Raw genomic sequence first — 16,698 nt, forward strand, 5'->3', positions numbered from 1 at the left:
GCGCGCCACCTTCTCCACTTTGTGGAGAAGGGCCAGGTCTTCCCTCTCCATGTTTGATGGAGAGGGTGCCCCCAAAGGGGGCGGATGAGTCGCTCTTAAGAGAACCTCAACCCAAAGCCTTCTCAATATCCCCAGCCAAAGATTCCGGCTTATCCGTCGGCGCATACCGGTTCAACACCTGCCCATCGCGACCGATAAGGAACTTGCTGAAGTTCCACTTGATCGCAGCAATACCCAAGAAACCACTCTGTTGGCTTTTCATCCAAGCCCACAGCGGATGGGTATTGGCGCCGTTGACGTCGATTTTCGCAAACATGGGGAAATCGACACCGTAGTCGAGCTTGCAGAACGCGGCGATGTCGGCTTCAGTGCCGGGCTCCTGATGTCCGAATTGGTCGCAGGGGAAACCCAGCACCACGAATCCGCGGTCGCGATAGGTTTCCCACAGCTTCTGCAACCCCTCGTATTGCGGGGTGAACCCGCACTTGCTGGCGACGTTCACCACCAATACGACCTTGCCTTCGTAGGCCGACAACGACTGGGTATTGCCGGCAATATCCGTGGCGGAAAAATCTTTGAGGCTGCCCATTCAAACGATCCTGTTATTTTTGCGCGGGCGCTTCGCTGACCTTTTTGACCAGCTCGGCAGTGGCTTCATGTTTGTCGGCTTTGGCGAGATCCGCCAACGACAACATGCCCTTGAGAGTACCTTGTTCGCAGACCACCGGGATGCGACGAACACTTTCGGCTTCCATTTGGCAGACCGCATCTTTCAACGGCATGTTGAAGCAGATGCTGTTGACCGGCGAGCTCATGAATTCTTTGACCGTTGAATTGGACACATCCACACCCTTGGCGACAGCGCGCACGGCAATGTCCCGATCGGTGATCACACCAACGGGCTTGTTTTGATCGTCCACCACCGGGATCTGACCGCAGTCGTTTTGCTGCATCAAGGCCGCGACATCTTTCAGCGAGCTGTTGACGTTGCAGCTGGCCGGGTTTTTGGTCATCACGTCTTCTACGTTCATGCTTCAAGTCCTTCTGGATGGGGGATACCCCGAAGCCTGAACCCGCCGCAGTAGTACCTGCGTGAAATGTCGACGCAGCATCCACCTTGAATCGGTTAGGCTTCAAGATTCGTTCATGGGGCTCAACAATGCGAATCAATAAGCTTGCGAAATCACCGCTTGCCGTGGCGCTCACGGTGGGCATGGGGGTCACACTTGCGGGTTGCAGCAGCAGCTCGGTCATCAAAGACACTTCCGCCGAACAAGGGCAGACGATAGATATGCCAGCCACCGCCAGCAACCCGTTCTTCGAAGCGAGCACGCTCGAATACGAATACCCGCAGTTCGACAAGATCAAAGTCGAACATTTCGGCCCCGCGTTCGATCGCGGCATGGCCGACCAGAAAGCCGAATGGGACAAGATCGCCAACAACGCGGATGCACCCACTTTCGAAAACACCATTCTGGAAATGGAAAAATCCGGACAGCTGCTGAAGCGAGCTCGCTATGTTTTCAGCAACCTCACCAGCGCGGATTCGAACGATGCCATCAATGCATTGGATTCGGAATACGCACCGAAGTTCGAAGCCCACAACGACAGCAAGTTCTTGAATGACACGCTGTTCAAACGCATTGACGACTTGTACACGCGCCGCAACAGCCTCGGTCTGGATCCGCAAAGCGTGCGCCTGATTGAGCGTTACGACCTTGACTTCGTGCGCGCCGGTGCCAAGCTGACGCCGGCTCAAAAAGAGCGCATCAAGACCATCAACGGCCAAGTGGCAGCACTGCAAACCAAGCTGCCGCAAAACGTGCTGGCTGAAGCGAATGCCTCGGCGGTGATTGTCGATTCCGTCGATTCGCTGAAAGGCCTGGACGACGCCGCCATCAAGGTGTTGGCTGAGAATGCCAAGGCCAATGGCGCGGAAGGCAAATACCGCATTGCCCTGCTCAACACGACGCAGCAGCCGATCCTTACGAATCTGGAAGACCGCGCTTTGCGTGAGCGCATTTTCAAAGCCTCGCTGGCGCGCGGCAGCCGCGGCAACCAGTTCGACAACACCGGACCGTTCTCGGAGCTCGTGAAACTGCGTGCCGAAAAGGCCAAGTTGCTTGGCTATCCGAACTACGCTTCCTATTCGATGGCGAAGGAAACCGCGAAAACACCGGCGGCGGTGAATGCGATGCTCGAGAAGATCGCCGGCCCTGCCGTGGCGAAGGCACGCGAAGAAGGCAAGTTGCTGCAGGCGTTGATTGACAAAGAACAAAAGGCCAAAGGCCAGCCGAGCTTCAAGCTTGAGCCGTGGGACTGGATGTTCTACAGCGAGAAGTTGCGCAAGGAACAGTACGCATTCGACGAAGGCCAGCTGAAGCCTTATCTGGAATGGAGCAATGTGCTTGAAAACGGTGTGTTCTTCGCAGCACACGAGTTGTATGGCATCACGCTGAAGCGCCGGACGGATTTGCCTGTCTATCATCCGGACGTTCGCACCTACGACGCATTCAATGCCGATGGCAGCAAGTTCGCCATTGTCATCGTGGATCCGTTTGCACGCCCGTCAAAACAAGGCGGCGCATGGATGTCGACCTACGTCGACCAGAACGATTTGTTGAACCAACACACCGTCGCGGCATTGCACTTGAACGTGACCAAGCCGGCCGCCGGCGAACCCGGACTGATGACATGGGATGACGTCACCACTGCGTTCCACGAATTCGGTCACGTGCTGCACGGCATCTTCTCCGACGTGAAGTACCCCTACTTCTCGGGCACCGACGTGCCGCGCGATTTCGTCGAATATCCGTCGCAGGTCAACGAAATGTGGGCGGAAGATCCGACAGTGATCGCGAACTACGCCAAGCATTGGAAGACCGGCGAAGTCATGCCGCGCGAACTGCTGGACAAAGTCGCCAAGGCCTCCAAGTTCAACGCCGGTTTCGGCATGACCGAAGTGATGGGCGCAACGCTGCTCGATCAACGCTGGCACCAAGTCTCTGCTGACAAGTTGCCGGCCGCCGCCGGGGTCATGGCTTTTGAAGCCAAAGCCTTGAAAGACGTCGGCCTGGACTACACGCCGGTGCCGCCGCGTTATCGCACGCCCTATTTCAAGCACATCATGGAAGGCTACGCAGCGGGCTACTACGCGTACACCTGGTCCGAAGTGTTTGACGCGGATACCGTGGAATGGATGCATAAGAACGGTGGCTTGAAGCGCGCGAACGGTGATCGCTTCCGCAACATGCTGCTCTCGAAGGGTGGCAGCGAAGATGCCTTGGTCTTGTTCAAGAACTTCTACGGCGGCGAACCCGACATCCGTCCGTTGCTTGAACGTCACGGTTTGGTCAAGGCAAAAAAGTAATCGGTCGCTGATGGAAGCTTCCGCGTTGAAAATGGCCCTGTGCGTCGCTTCCGGCGGCGCAATGGGTGCTCTGGCGCGCTACGGCTTCGCGTTTGCTGCGGCCTCATCACTCGGGCCGCAGCGCGCTTTCCTCGGCACCTTGGCACTGAACGTCCTCGGTTGTTTTGTGGCCGGATTGTTGGTGGTATTGGTGGCAAAGTTCTTTGCCGATCCGGCCCTGCCCCGCGCTTTCCTGATCATCGGACTCATGGGCGGCTTTACCACCTTTTCGGCATTCGGTTTGGAAACCGTCCAACTCTTTCAGAGCGGCGATTGGAAAACCGCTTTGGCCTATGCCCTGTCCAGTATCGTCCTCGGCGTGCTCGCCGCGTCAGCCGGTATGGCGTTGGCCTTCAAACTGACGACCTCGGGCGATTGACCCAACACAGCGCTTCATCGCGGTGACAGTTGTGCCGTTTGCTTGGGCGCGTCGGTGAAGTGTTGTTCAATGGCCACGGCTTCGACATTGATGATGGCGGCGCTGCGCTCGAGCGATTGCGCGGCCGCTTGTGCGCGATCGACATAGAGACGGCGGCTAGCCGGTGAATCCGGTGCGCCGTCAAACGCGATCAGGCCATTCCGGTCTTTCGTCACCTGCAGTTCCACCACATGCTTGAAGCCACTGACCCGTGCTTCGGCAACCACGGCATGCAGCAAACGTGTGGCGTCCGCTTCGCTCATGGCGCCAAGCCTTTGCCCTGCCTCCCCGGCAAGTTGCGCCTCCACTTGATGCAAGAGCCGTTGACTGTGGTCGTCCAGGCGCACGCAAACGGGGCGCTCGGCGACAGCAGTGACTGCGGCTGCTTTGACGACTGCATCCTGTTTGGGCACCTGCGTTTGTGCCGGCAGCGGCACATCGGTGCGTTTGACGGGTACGGGATAGACCGGCGTGGCAATGGCCTTTGGTGTGATTTGGATGGGAATGTGATCGCTCATGGTTTGTTTGAACTTCTCGTTGAGCGCCTTCAAGGAGTCGCTCGCCGCATCACCGGCGTTCTTCAGGGATTTGTCGACCACACCGAGAATGGCGCGCTCGTCGATGTTTTCCAACACCTCATCCAAGCGTTTACCGAGCGCCGGGCCCGTGATTTTTTCCAACGCGTCCTGCATGGACTTGAATAGCGGAATGTCTTTCAGATCATCCAGCAAACCCGGCTGGTCTTCCGTGGGTTTTTTCGAAGGCGTATTGGGCTTTTTGGTTGGCGCGGTTTCCGGCGTGGGTGCGGCCACGACATCAGGGGTGTGCACAATGGTTCGACCATCAAACAGCCCTGACCATGCGGCCGTTTTGCTCAAGCCCTCTTTCCGCAGCTGGGCGTAATCCGCGCGCAAATCTTCCAGAAAGTTTTTGGAAACGTCGAGTGTGACGTGGGCCTTGTTCGACGTGCCTTTGCCATAGTGTGAGGCGCCGTCCTTGTAAGGGTCCGGCATCCCGGCCCATTCCTTGGAAAGCTCGTGCTGCGCAGACTTGAGCGAGTTCTTGCCTTCGTTCCGGATATAAGCGGCGATGGCCGGACGCTTCTGCTGGAGGAGATAGTCGCTGAAAATGCGGTCTTGCAATTCCGGCGTGAACTTCTCTGTGTCCTTCAACTTGAGCGCTTCAACCGCGTGTTTCGTGGTGTCCGGCGTGAGCTGATAAAGACCTACGGCGAAAACCGAATCCGTGTTCGACTTCGGCAATTTTTGTAGTGCCATCACCTCTTTCAGCGTCAACGCGGAAAAATCGATGTCCCGGGTCGCGGGAATGATGTTGCGGACGCCTTGCGCATCGGTTTTGGTGCCACGGTTATAGGCGTTGTACCCTTTCGGCCCGGACTCTGCGGCCTCGAAAAGCGATTGGATTTTCGGCGTCATGCGTTCTCTCCCGTGGCTGGCGAAGGCCCTCTGCGTACGAGCCTATCCACGGATTTTGAACGCGCGCTCTGCCCAAAGCTGTCAGGATTACCTGATTCTCGGCCACCGCCGACCAGCATCCGGACCCACACCATGAATCCCTGCGTCCAGAGTTTCCACGATCCCGCCACATTCACGTTTTCGTATGTCGTGTACGACCAGGACGGCGGACATGCCGCCATCATCGACCCTGTGCTTGACTTCGATGCCGTTGCCGCGCGCACCACTACAGCCAGCGCGGATCGATTGCTCGCCTTCGTTCGTGATCACCAACTGTCGGTGGACTGGATTTTGGAAACTCACGCGCATGCGGATCATCTGACCGCCGCGGCGTACTTGAAAGCCGCCACCGGCGCCAAGGTAGCCATCGGCCGGGGCATCTGTCGCGTACAAGCGCACTTCAAGGCGGTCTTTGGGCTTGAAGCGGATTTCCCGGTCGATGGCAGTCAGTTTGACCAGTTGTTCGATGACGGCGATGTCTTCAATATCGGCGCGTTGTCGGTCCGGGTGATGGCCACGCCGGGCCACACCGACGATAGCCTGACCTACTTGATCGGAGACGCCGCGTTTGTCGGCGACACCGTGTTTGCCCCGGAGACCGGGACCGCACGCGCGGATTTTCCCGGCGGTGATGCGCGCACCTTGTATCAGTCCATTCAGCGATTGCTCGAACTCCCACCCGCGACGCGACTCTATCTGTGTCACGACTACCCGCCGCCGGAACGCGCTGCGCATGCGATCACTTCAGTCGACGCACAGCGCAATCAAAACGTGCATCTCGCCAATGGCACCGTTGAAGACGACTATGTTGCGCTGCGCAGCGCGCGTGACGCCACGCTATCCGTACCCAAGCTCTTGTACGCCGCGCTACAGGTGAATATTCGTGCAGGGGAATTGCCGCCGCCGGACGCCAGCGGCGTTCGGTACTTGCGGTTTCCGCTCAATCAGATCGGCAGTAGCGACTGAGAGCGAGAAGAATGGTGCCGGAAATAGGAATCGAACCTACGACCTACGCATTACGAATGCGCCGCTCTACCAACTGAGCTATTCCGGCGAGCCGACTATTTTAGGGTAGCACCCGAAGTCCGGTCAACCGGCGCGCCTTGGCCTGGCAGGCCCTGAATGTCGTGGCTGATGCCTTGATTTTGCGTGAACCACGCATCGAGCGCGCTTGGCACCATCGGCTTCGCCAAGTAAAAGCCTTGAGCGAGATCGCAGCCCATATCACGGAGATCGGCCAGCGACTGCGGGTCTTCCACCCCTTCGGCGACGCTCACCAAGTCCATCCCCTGTGCCAAGCGAATGGTCGCATCCACGATACGGTGCGCGTCCGTGGAGTGGCTCAAGGCCATCACGAAAGAGCGGTCGATCTTGAGTTCGGTCAGCGGCAATCTTGCCAACTGGATCAGCGATGAATAGCCGGTTCCGAAATCGTCGACGCTGAGCCGGAAGCCTTTCAAACGCAAACGCGTCAGGGTATCGAAGGAATCTGCCGTTCGGTCCATGGCCACCGACTCGGTGATCTCCAACACCAACGACTGTGTCGCCACGTCTCTTGCCACGCAGGCAGCCTCAATGCGATCTGCCAAGGTCACATCAGAGAGGCAAGTGGTCGATAGATTCAAAGAGAGATGGCCGCCATCCGCCTTCAACGGACTGCGCGAAAACCAGTCCAAGGCTTGGGTAAAGGTGGACGTACACAAACCCGACATGATGCCGTTCTGCTCAGCAATGCGCACAAAGACTTCAGGTGAGACCGATCCGAGCATGTCGGAATGCCACCGACCCAGAATTTCCGCACCCACCACGCGCCCCGATCGCAGATCGACTTTGGGTTGCGCGACGATCGTGAAGGCCTCGGCATCGATCGCCTGCGCAACTTCATCGACACTCGGTGCGCGCGTCGGTGTATCGTCCGCCACCTGATCCGGCGCGGCCGCGGACAACAACTTGCGTAGCTCGATCGGACTGAAGGGTTTGGGCAAAATGCCCAAGATCTGCAAGCCCCGTTCCGCCCCGGTGGTGCGGGCGGATTCGAGCACGCGTTTTCCCATGCCGCTGGTCAGGATCAGCGCGGCATTGAAATCGGTGATGGAAAGGCGGCGCATGATTTCCACGCCATCCATATCCGGAACGACCAAATCGAGCGCCACATGCGTGGGGGCGAAGCCTTCAACGACCTCAAAAAATTCTTTGGCGCTGGTAACGCATTGCACTTCGAAACCGATGTCTTCGGCGATCCAGCGCAAGTTACGCGCCAGATCTTCTTGGTCATCCAAAATCAGGAGTCTGGCGACCGAGCGTTTCATCACACTTCCGTGCTTGAGATGCCTTGAGCATACCCCTAGTGAGTGCCGTTCTGGTGAGGAAGGCCAAACGCAAAAACGCCCCGGCGAGGAACCCGCCGGGGCGCTGCGAAAAAGCCGGGCAAGCGCCTGAGGCGCCCGCCCTTCGCCTTACTTTTGCTTCGACAACCAGCTGTCGATTTGCGGACGCATGCGTTGACGCGCCTTGATGCGGGTTTCGATGCTGGTCACGGCATTTTCAGCATCTTTACGCGAACCTTCCGCAATGTACTTGCTGGCGAAATCACGGATCTTGGCGACCATTTCCGGCTTGCTCGAACCGCTGCCAATGCCCGGGAAGTAGCGCGGCGCCGAAGTGGTGTCCACCAACTTGGTGACCGCTTCGCGATTTTGCACCGCCCAATCGAAGGTCATGTCCGGATGTTCACCGGCCACGCCGCGAATCATGCCGGCGCTGAGCGTCGCACCCGGCTCGTCGGTCAGTGCCAAGGCCAATGCCTTCTTGGCCAGCGCTTCATCCTTGGCACCCGAGAGCATGCCGTAGAGCTGGCTCTTCACCAACGGGTTGGTTTCGGCCTTGGCCATGGCATGCATCTTGTCCCACGTGGCCGCGTCGGCGTTGTAAGCAACGATGCCGTACACCGTACGACGCAAAGCCGGGGTCAACGGCTTGCTGTCTTGTGCGGCGTAACGTGCGCGCGCTTCAGCAATGATGTCCTTGTCTTCCAAGCCGGCCAAAGCACCGACCACGGTACGACGCAGACCCTTCACAGCATCGCTGTCACCGGCACGATCTTCAAAGCCCAGCTTGTTGTAGGTGGGTTTGATGCGCTTGATGGCGAACGCACGGTACTTGGCCTGCGCGGCCTTGTCACCGGTGAAGTAGTTGTCGAGGCTGGCGAGCACGCCGATCACTTGCGATTGGATGGTCGGATCGGCGGTGTTGTCGATCGACATGGCCAAGTCGAGGTAATCGGACACCGGTTGCTTGCCGTTGACGCCGAAGGCCCATGCGTCGGCCAGGATGCCGAATTGGTCCACCGGCTTGATCGACTTGAACGACTTGTTCACCACGGCAAATTGCGCCGGGGCATACATCGTGCGGAAGTAGCCGGTTTGACCGGCGTTGACCACGACCGGACCGCAACCTTCAACGGTGATGCTGCCCTTGCCGTCGGTGACGGTGGTGCGTGCAACGGCATTGCCCGGCACTTGCGCCATCACCGGCACGCGCCAGGTCAGCGCCTTTTTATCAGGCATATCGCGGCTGTACTCACCTTGGATCAAATCCACGGTGGTCTTGCCGGCATCACACTTGGCATTGGCCACGGTGATGGTCGGCACACCCGGTTGCGTGGTGAAGTCTTGGGCAATCGCGGTGATCGGATTGCTGCCATCGGCATCCATCGCCGCCCAAAGGTCGGCCGACGCAGTGTTGCCGTAAGCGTGTTTCTTCATATAACGGCGCACGCCATCACGCCATTCGTTTTCACCCTTGAAGGCTTCCAACATGGTGATGACCGCTTCGCCCTTCGAGTAGGTGATGGCGTCAAACGCTTGGCTGGCTTGTTCCACCGTTTCAATGTGTTGCACCACCGGGTGGGTGGTCGAGAGCGAGTCACGACCCATTGCGCCTTCACGCGCACCGACGGCATCAAACGTGGTGTTCCATTCCGGATGCATTTCGCGGGTGGCGCGGCTTTCCATCCAGGAGGCGAAGCCTTCGTTCAACCAGAGGTCGTCCCACCATTGCATGGTGACCAGGTTGCCGAACCATTGGTGGGCGATTTCGTGTGCGGCGGTCGAGAAAATACGACGTTTGTCGTTGTCGGTCGACACTTGCGGATTCACCAACAACGAATATTCGAAGGTGAAGATGCCGCCCCAGTTTTCCATCGCGCTGAAGAATTGGCTTTGGCCCGGTGCGGCCACGTTGTCGAGTTTCGGCAACGGATAGTCGACGCCGAAGTAATCGTTGTAACGCTTCACAATTTCAGCCGAACCGTCGAGCGCATACTTGGCTTGATCCACCATGCCCTTTTGCGTCACGACACCGATTTCGGTCTTGCCCGACATCTTGGTGGCGCGTTCGAAATCACCCGCGGCAAAGAACAACAGATAGGTGGACATCTTCGGCGAACGTTGGAAGACAACCTTCTTCAAGCCGTTGCCAACATTGCTGGAGCTCGCAATTGGCATGTTACCGACCACCAAATCCGCTTCAGGAACAATGGCGGTGAGGTCGAAGGTGGCTTTGAAATTCGGCTCATCCCACGAGGGGATGAACGCGCGTGCGTCGGAGTTTTCAAACTGCGTGTAGAGGGCGCGCTTGGAGCCTTCCTTGGTGCTGTAATCGAGGGCGAACAAGCCGTTGGCTTGCGTGTTGATCACGCCGCTGTATTCGATGTTGAGGGTGTATTTACCCGGCGCGAGCGCTTTGTCGAAAGCGAAGCTGGCGGTTTGGTTGGCTTCGTCGACCGACACCTTGGCGGGCATCGCTTTGCCCTTTGCCGGCACCAGCGAGGCTTTTGCGATCTTCAGTCGCAATGCTTGCAGGGTGATGGTGTTGGTCGGTTGGGCGACATCCACCGTGATGGCGACTTTGCCATCGAAGTTCATGTCTTTCGCGTGCGGGGTGATTTCCACCGCGTAATGCGTCGGCGTGACACCGCGCGGCAATTGGGTGGTGACACCTTGCGCTTGTGCAGCGGCCGTTTGGGCCGGGGCTTGCGGTGCGGCGGTGACGAGCGCAAGCGCGATCGCCGTGGCGAGAGTGAGACGCATTGGAACTCCTGAGCATGTGCCTTTGGGCAGATGTTCAAGATGATGCGGCGCGTTGGGGGGATCGACCTACTCCCAAAAGTCATGGGGAAGCGCAGAGCGCCTCACCCGCCCCGTTCGGGGCACCCTCTCCACTGCGTGGAGAGGGAAGAGCTTTTCCTTCTCCATCTTTGATGGAGAAGGTGGCGCGCAGCGCCGGATGAGGCCGCTCTTAGGCGAACGGATCCTGCAAAATAATGTTCGCATCGCGATCCGGGCCGGTCGATACGATCGCCAACGGGCAGCCCGCCAGTTCTTCCAGAGCACGCAGATAGGCACGTGCGGCCGGCGGCAGCTTGTCCCATTCGGTGATGCCGGCGGTCGATTCCTGCCAGCCCGGGAATTCCAAATACACCGGGGTGATGTTTTCCCAGCCGGCGGCATCCAACGGGGCGTACTCGGTGCGCTTGCCGCGGTATTCGTAGGCCACGCACATCTTCAGCGTGTCCATACCGTCGAGGATGTCGAGCTTGGTGATGCACAGGCCGCTGATGCCGTTGATGGCGACGGCGCGCTTGAGGGCGACGATGTCCATCCAGCCGCAACGGCGCGGACGACCCGTGGTGGCGCCATATTCCTGGCCGCGATCGCGGATGCCCTGCCCGACGTCGTCGTTCAGTTCGGTCGGGAACGGGCCGCCACCCACGCGCGTGGCGTAGGCCTTGGCGATGCCGAGCACGTAGTCGATGTCGCCTGCACCGACACCGGTACCGGCATAGGCACCGCCGACGGTGGTGTTCGACGAGGTGACGTACGGATAGGTGCCGTGGTCGATATCCAGCAGCGAGCCTTGAGCGCCTTCAAACAAGACTTTGCGACCTTGCTTGCGCAAGTCATGCAAGATGCCGGCGACGTCGGCCTTCATCGGTTCGACGTATTCGCCGAATGCCAGGGCCTCGTCGAGCGTCTTTTGGAAGTCGATGGCGTCGACCTTCAAGTATTGGGTCAGCACGAAGTTGTGATAGTCGAGCGCAACGCGCAGCTTCTCAGCCAACTCGTCCGGATAGTGCAGATCGGCAACGCGAATGCCGCGACGTGCAACCTTGTCTTCATAGGCCGGACCGATGCCGCGACCGGTGGTGCCGATGGCCTTGCCGCCGGCGGCCTTTTCACGGGCTTGGTCGAGGGCGATGTGATACGGCATGATCAGCGGCGTGGCCGGGCTGATCTTCAGGCGCGAACGCACATCGACGCCATTGGCTTCGAGTTCGGCGATTTCTTTCTGCAAAGCGCCCGGATGGAGCACCACGCCGTTGCCGATAAGGCAGAGCGCGTCATCACGTAACACGCCCGACGGGATCAAGTGGAGAACGGTCTTCTTGCCGCCGATCACCAAGGTGTGGCCGGCGTTGTGACCGCCTTGAAAACGGACCACGGCACCGATGTCCTGCGTCAGCAAATCGACGATCTTGCCCTTGCCTTCATCGCCCCACTGCGCACCCAGAACTACAACCGACTGACCCATTTTCGAACTCCAGACGTGAGAAAAGCCGAGGTGAGCCCCGGCTTTTCGACATTTTACGCAAGTTCCGGCGTGACTGCCAGTTACTTTTCAGACTTCATGTATTTGAGGAACGGATCGTCCTTGTCGAGCACAATCAAGGCCGTACCGTCGGCAAAAGACGCCTTGTAGGCCGACAGGCTGCGATCAAAGGCAAAGAAGCTGTTGTCCTTGGACGCGGCGCTGCCATAGAGACGTGCGGCTTCGGCATCGCCTTCACCGCGCATCTTCTGCGCATCCCGTTCGGCTTCGGCCAAAATCACCGCGCGGTCGCGATCGGCACCGGCGCGAATGGTCTGCGCTTGCTCCTCACCTTCCGCACGCAAGGCGCTGGCTACTTGCTGACGCTGTGCGCGCATCCGGCTGTAGACGTCTTGGATGACCTTGCTATCGGTCGGCAGTTCGATTTGCTTGATGCGAATGTCGACGATGCGCACACCCATCGTGCGCGAACCGGCGTTGATGTTCTTCAACTGCTCGCCGGTGACTTGGGTGCGATCACCGGACACCACTTCTTGCAAAGTACGGCTGTTGATTTCATTGCGAAGCGCGTCTTTGATGATCGGTGCGAGGCGTTCGACGGCCACGCTTTCCTGACCACCGGTGGCACGATAAAACGCGCGCACGTCTTCAATCATGCCGACGGCAAAGAAATCGACGCTGACGTCTTTGCGCTCGGAGGTCAGGTAACGTTCGGGTTCGGCATCGAGCACATGTAAACGACGATCGAACACGCGTGCGGATTCGACGAACGGCACTTTGAAATGCAGGCCCGGGCCGATATCGGTACGGGCCAAACGGCCGAGGTTCAGCACGATGGCGGTTTGACCTTCGTTGACCACATACACGCTGGAAAACAGCAACAACAGGAACGCAGCGACCGCCGCGATGCGGGTGGACAGGACGGAATTCATCGGCCGGTGTCTCCTCGGTCAAGGGTGCGACCCTGGCGCCCGGGTCGAATGTCCGCCTCGCTGGCGACCGTATTGGTGACGACGGCGGCAGACGCGGGCGCTGTGGTTTGGGCAGTTGCGGCAGCGGTGGACGCAGGCGCGCTCGGCAAACTGAAGTTCAAGATTTGCTTGCTGTCGGCGCCGACAATCTTGCGATTGTTGGCCAAGACGCCTTGCATGGTTTCCAACCACATCCGCGTGCGGGTGGCATCGGGGGCGATCTTGTATTGCTCAACCAAGGCATTGAAACGATCGGCGTCACCGCTGGCACGCGCAATTTCCGTGGTCTTGTAGCCTTCGGCGATGGTGCGTGTACGTGCGGCCGCACCGCGCGCTTCCGGCACCACCTTGGCGGCATAGGCACGCGCTTCGCTGATGAGACGATCTTTGTCTTGCTGTGCGCTGTTGACGTCGTCGAACGCCGGCTTCACTTCTTCGGGCGGTCGCGCGTTCGGCAAATTCAATTCGGTGACGACGAGGCCGGTGCGATAGGCGTCCAAGGACTTCTGCAAATTGGCGCGCGCGGTCACTGCCAAGGCATTGCGCGCACCCAGCACGGTGTCGAGGTCGGAATGACCGACTTGTTCACGCACGGTGCTCAAGGCGGCCTGTTTCAGCATGTCCACCGCGTCGCGCGTACCGAAGACATAACGCTCCGGATTCGAGATGCGGTACTGCACGTTGATTTCAACGGTGACGATATTTTCGTCGCGGGTCAGCACGGGCACCGATTCGCTATAGGTGTTGATCGCCGTGGCATTGACCTTGGTGACTTTCTCGAACGGCCAGGGCAGTTTCAGATTCGGGCCGGGCTGCATGGTCCGGACATATTTGCCGAAGCGCACGACCACACCGCGCTGCTGTTCGGTGATCAGCACCACCGAAGACATCAGCAGCATGAGCACCACGGCAATGCCGATCCAGCGACCAATGCCCGACGGATCACCGCCTTGAAAGCGATCGCGCAACCCGGACAGCGGGTTCCAATTCGGACCCCGGTTGCCTTTGGGCCGCGCGTTGTTGCTATCCCTACCCGGGAGATTCCATGCCATGCAGGCGATTCCTCTTTGAGACTTGCAACACCTGTTGCCGGTCTAGTTTACGGATGTCCCGACTAAATGGGGTCTTCTTCGTCCAATGGCAAGAGCGGCCGCAGCATTTCAGCGCCGGCAGCTGCAAGCTTGCGCGCATCCACCTCATCGAGGTCGATGTCGATGACACGGTGGCCGTGCTCGTCCATGGCTTCGTGGCGGATGGCATCCAGCGCGTGGAGACGCGCGTACAACTTGCCGTCTTGGGGTGCGAGGGTGACGGCGCCGGTGATCCGGCGGGCGCCCAGGACCTCGCCGATGGCGCGTTTCAGCCCCTCAAGTCCTTCGCCCGATTGCGCCGACAACCACACGCTGGAGCGCGAGGTATCGGACATCTGCACACCCGCTTCCGCCCCTTCGATCTGATCGATCTTGTTGTAGACAAGCAACTGCGGGATGTCGCCCGCGCCGATGTCCTTCAAAACTTCGTCCACTTGCTCGATACGCAGGGCACGTTCCGCGTCCGCCGCATCGATCACGTGCAAGAGCAAATCGGCCTCGCGCGCTTCCGACAAGGTCGAACGGAATGCCGCCACCAACTCGTGCGGCAAATCGCGAACAAATCCGACCGTGTCGGCCAGAATGACCTGCCCCGAAGGAATGGTGACGCGCCGCACCGTGGGGTCCAAGGTGGCGAACAATTGGTCGGCCGCGTAGGCCTGCGCGCCGGTCAGTGCATTGAACAAGGTGGACTTGCCGGCGTTGGTATAGCCGACCAACGCGATTCTCGGCATCTCGCTGCGCACGCGCGCACGGCGCAATTGGCCGCGCTGGACTTCGACTTTGTCGAGCTTGCGTTGCAGTTGTTCAAGGCGGGTTTGCAGCAAGCGTCGATCGGTTTCAAGCTGGGTTTCACCCGGCCCGCGCAATCCGATCGAACCACCGCGTTGGCGCTCCAAGTGGGTCCAGCCGCGCACAAGACGCGTAGACATATGCTTCAGCTGCGCGAGCTCGACCTGCAACTTGCCCTCGTGGGACTGTGCACGCTGGGCAAAGATGTCGAGAATGAGGCCGGTGCGATCAACGACGCGGCGTTTGAATTCGCGCTCGAGGTTACGTTCTTGCACGGGCGAGAGTGCATGGTTGACGAGCACGAGATCGGCATCCGTGGCATCGGCCATGGCCTTGAATTCGTCCAATTTGCCGCTGCCGATCAAGACCGCCGGATTCGGGCGATCAATACGCGCCCGGCCTTCGGCCACGACCGTGGCGCCGGCAGAGCGCGCGAGTTCGTTGAATTCCAACATGACGGCATCGTCCGATACCGAACCGCGTTGCGGATGAATCAGTAGTGCGCGTTCACCACCGCGCGAGCGTTCAAACAACGATGCAGCTCCAGCATTTCAATAGGGCTATTTTAGCCCGTTTGCCGGAAACGCCGGGCTCAGACGCCGGCGTCGACGGCCTCGCCTTCAGCTTCGGCGTCCGTGTCGTCGTTTTCAGCCGGCAAATCGGACAGACGCACGTTGCGCGACGGCACCACCGTCGAAATCGCGTGCTTGTAGACCATTTGATTGGTCACGCCGCGCAGCAGCACGACGAATTGGTCAAAGGATTCGATGGTGCCTTGCAACTTGATGCCATTGACCAAGAAGATCGACACCGGCACGCGTTCACGACGCAGTGCATTCAAAAAAGGATCTTGCAAGGATTGGGGCTTGCCGCCCGGTGCTGCCTTCGTCATGTAGTTTCCCCGTTGTTATTGTTCTTGCTTTTTGACCGCTGACGTGGCGGTCAAGAGAGTGTAGCCCAGTTTTCCGGCGCCTTCGCGGCGCTAGTCCGCTTCCATGAAGTGACGCACGGTTTCGTGCAGCTCAGCTTCCGCGCTGGCCGGATCGAAGCTGTGCAGATCAGGCTCGCGCTTCAACCAGGTGAGCTGGCGCTTGGCCAAGCTGCGGGTGGCATAGATTGCCGCCATCCGGAAGTCTTCGAATCCGAGTTCGCCATCCAAATACGCCCACGCCTGCCGATAACCGACGGCACGCAGTGCGGGCAGCGCCAAAGGGTCTGGGTGCGCAATGATTTCCGGCAGTGCGCGTAAGCGCTCGACTTCAGCCAGAAACCCTTGCGCGAGAATTTGATCAAATCGCAGGCTGATGCGTTCGCGTAGCACGTCCTTGCTTGCCGGCATCGAAGCGAGTTTCAGGAATCGGGTATTCGCGGCCGGCGCGACCGTGGCTTTTTGCAAGGCGCTGATGGGCTGACCGGTGAGTGCATGCACTTCCAATGCGCGGGAAATGCGTTGCGGATCGGTGGCGTGAATCCGTGCGGCCGCTTCCGGATCGACCATGGCCAATCGCGCATGCATAGCCGGCCAGCCGATGCGTTCGGCCTCGGCCTCGATGTGCGCGCGCAGCTCGGGATCTGCACTCGGCATCGGCGCCAAACCTTCGATCAAAGCACGCGCGTACAAGGTGGTGCCGCCGGCCAAAATCGGCAACCTGCCCCGGCCGCGAATGTCGTCCATCGCCTGCAAGGCATCACGCACGAACTCGGCGGCCGAGTAACGTTCCCAAGGATCACGAATGTCGATCAAGTGATGCGGCACGCGTGCCTGTTCTTGCGCATCCGGCTTGGCCGCACCGATATCCAGACCGCGATAGACCAGCGCGGAATCGACGCTGATGATTTCGCCATCAAAGGCTTCGGCCAAGGCCAATGCAATGGCTGTCTTGCCTGCGGCAGTCGGCCCTGTCACCAATACGGCGCGTGGTGCTTGCATGCA

At 59.3% G+C, this 16,698-nt stretch carries 14 protein-coding genes and 1 tRNA gene; 3 read left to right on the top strand and 12 right to left on the bottom strand.

Annotated features, from left to right (window positions below):
- Positions 1-106 precede the first annotated feature (106 nt).
- Complete coding sequence (locus tag H8L67_RS06945; RefSeq protein ID WP_220379127.1) at positions 107-589, bottom strand: glutathione peroxidase; 483 nt, start codon at positions 587-589, stop codon at positions 107-109.
- A 13-nt stretch (positions 590-602) separates the two neighbouring features.
- A complete protein-coding gene (locus H8L67_RS06950) occupies positions 603-1,031 on the bottom strand; it encodes a CBS domain-containing protein (RefSeq protein WP_220379128.1) in 429 nt (142 codons plus the stop codon).
- 128 nt (positions 1,032-1,159) lie between these two features.
- Between H8L67_RS06950 and H8L67_RS06955 the strand changes: the two genes are divergently transcribed.
- Together H8L67_RS06955 and H8L67_RS06960 are read left to right on the top strand one after the other, a co-directional pair.
- Positions 1,160-3,370 carry a M3 family metallopeptidase gene (locus tag H8L67_RS06955; RefSeq protein ID WP_255555907.1) on the top strand — a complete coding sequence of 737 codons (2,211 nt, stop codon included), beginning with the start codon at positions 1,160-1,162 and terminating at the stop codon, positions 3,368-3,370.
- Positions 3,371-3,380: 10 nt separating this feature from the next.
- Complete coding sequence (locus H8L67_RS06960; protein ID WP_220379129.1) at positions 3,381-3,788, top strand: fluoride efflux transporter FluC; 408 nt, start codon at positions 3,381-3,383, stop codon at positions 3,786-3,788.
- A 14-nt stretch (positions 3,789-3,802) separates the two neighbouring features.
- On the opposite strand, the gene H8L67_RS06965 is transcribed toward H8L67_RS06960, so the two are convergent.
- The gene (locus tag H8L67_RS06965; protein ID WP_220379130.1) at positions 3,803-5,263 is read right to left on the bottom strand and encodes an XVIPCD domain-containing protein; all 1,461 of its coding nucleotides are present in this window, start codon (positions 5,261-5,263) and stop codon (positions 3,803-3,805) included.
- Positions 5,264-5,395: 132 nt separating this feature from the next.
- On the opposite strand from H8L67_RS06965, the gene H8L67_RS06970 reads away from it, so the two are divergent.
- Positions 5,396-6,268 carry an MBL fold metallo-hydrolase gene (locus H8L67_RS06970; RefSeq protein WP_220379131.1) on the top strand — a complete coding sequence of 291 codons (873 nt, stop codon included), beginning with the start codon at positions 5,396-5,398 and terminating at the stop codon, positions 6,266-6,268.
- A 12-nt stretch (positions 6,269-6,280) separates the two neighbouring features.
- On the opposite strand, the gene H8L67_RS06975 is transcribed toward H8L67_RS06970, so the two are convergent.
- The 9 genes from H8L67_RS06975 to miaA all read right to left on the bottom strand — a co-directional run bounded on the left by H8L67_RS06975 (position 6,281) and on the right by miaA (position 16,695).
- Positions 6,281-6,356, bottom strand: a tRNA-Thr gene (locus tag H8L67_RS06975).
- A 7-nt stretch (positions 6,357-6,363) separates the two neighbouring features.
- Positions 6,364-7,611: an EAL domain-containing response regulator gene (locus H8L67_RS06980; protein ID WP_220379132.1), complete on the bottom strand. Its 1,248-nt coding sequence runs from the start codon at positions 7,609-7,611 to the stop codon at positions 6,364-6,366.
- 147 nt (positions 7,612-7,758) lie between these two features.
- A complete protein-coding gene (locus tag H8L67_RS06985) occupies positions 7,759-10,392 on the bottom strand; it encodes a M1 family metallopeptidase (protein WP_220379133.1) in 2,634 nt (877 codons plus the stop codon).
- Positions 10,393-10,600: 208 nt separating this feature from the next.
- Positions 10,601-11,893, bottom strand: a complete 1,293-nt coding sequence (locus H8L67_RS06990; protein ID WP_220379134.1) for an adenylosuccinate synthase — start codon at positions 11,891-11,893, stop codon at positions 10,601-10,603.
- A gap of 80 nt (positions 11,894-11,973) precedes the next feature.
- Positions 11,974-12,843 carry a protease modulator HflC gene (hflC, locus tag H8L67_RS06995; protein ID WP_220379135.1) on the bottom strand — a complete coding sequence of 290 codons (870 nt, stop codon included), beginning with the start codon at positions 12,841-12,843 and terminating at the stop codon, positions 11,974-11,976.
- The gene (gene hflK, locus H8L67_RS07000) at positions 12,840-13,934 is read right to left on the bottom strand and encodes an FtsH protease activity modulator HflK (RefSeq protein WP_220379136.1); all 1,095 of its coding nucleotides are present in this window, start codon (positions 13,932-13,934) and stop codon (positions 12,840-12,842) included. Before hflK ends, hflC begins: the two co-directional genes overlap by 4 nt.
- Positions 13,935-13,996: 62 nt before the next feature.
- Positions 13,997-15,298, bottom strand: a complete 1,302-nt coding sequence (gene hflX, locus H8L67_RS07005; protein WP_220379137.1) for a ribosome rescue GTPase HflX — start codon at positions 15,296-15,298, stop codon at positions 13,997-13,999.
- Positions 15,299-15,357: 59 nt separating this feature from the next.
- Positions 15,358-15,657 carry an RNA chaperone Hfq gene (hfq, locus tag H8L67_RS07010; protein WP_220379138.1) on the bottom strand — a complete coding sequence of 100 codons (300 nt, stop codon included), beginning with the start codon at positions 15,655-15,657 and terminating at the stop codon, positions 15,358-15,360.
- 90 nt (positions 15,658-15,747) lie between these two features.
- Positions 15,748-16,695, bottom strand: coding sequence for a tRNA (adenosine(37)-N6)-dimethylallyltransferase MiaA (gene miaA / locus H8L67_RS07015; protein ID WP_220379139.1), 948 nt, complete (start codon positions 16,693-16,695; stop codon positions 15,748-15,750).
- Between the last annotated feature and the right edge of the window lie 3 nt (positions 16,696-16,698).

Origin of the sequence: Lysobacter soyae (genome assembly GCF_019551435.1) — a bacterium.
GTDB classification, from domain to species: Bacteria; Pseudomonadota; Gammaproteobacteria; order Xanthomonadales; family Xanthomonadaceae; genus Solilutibacter; species Solilutibacter soyae.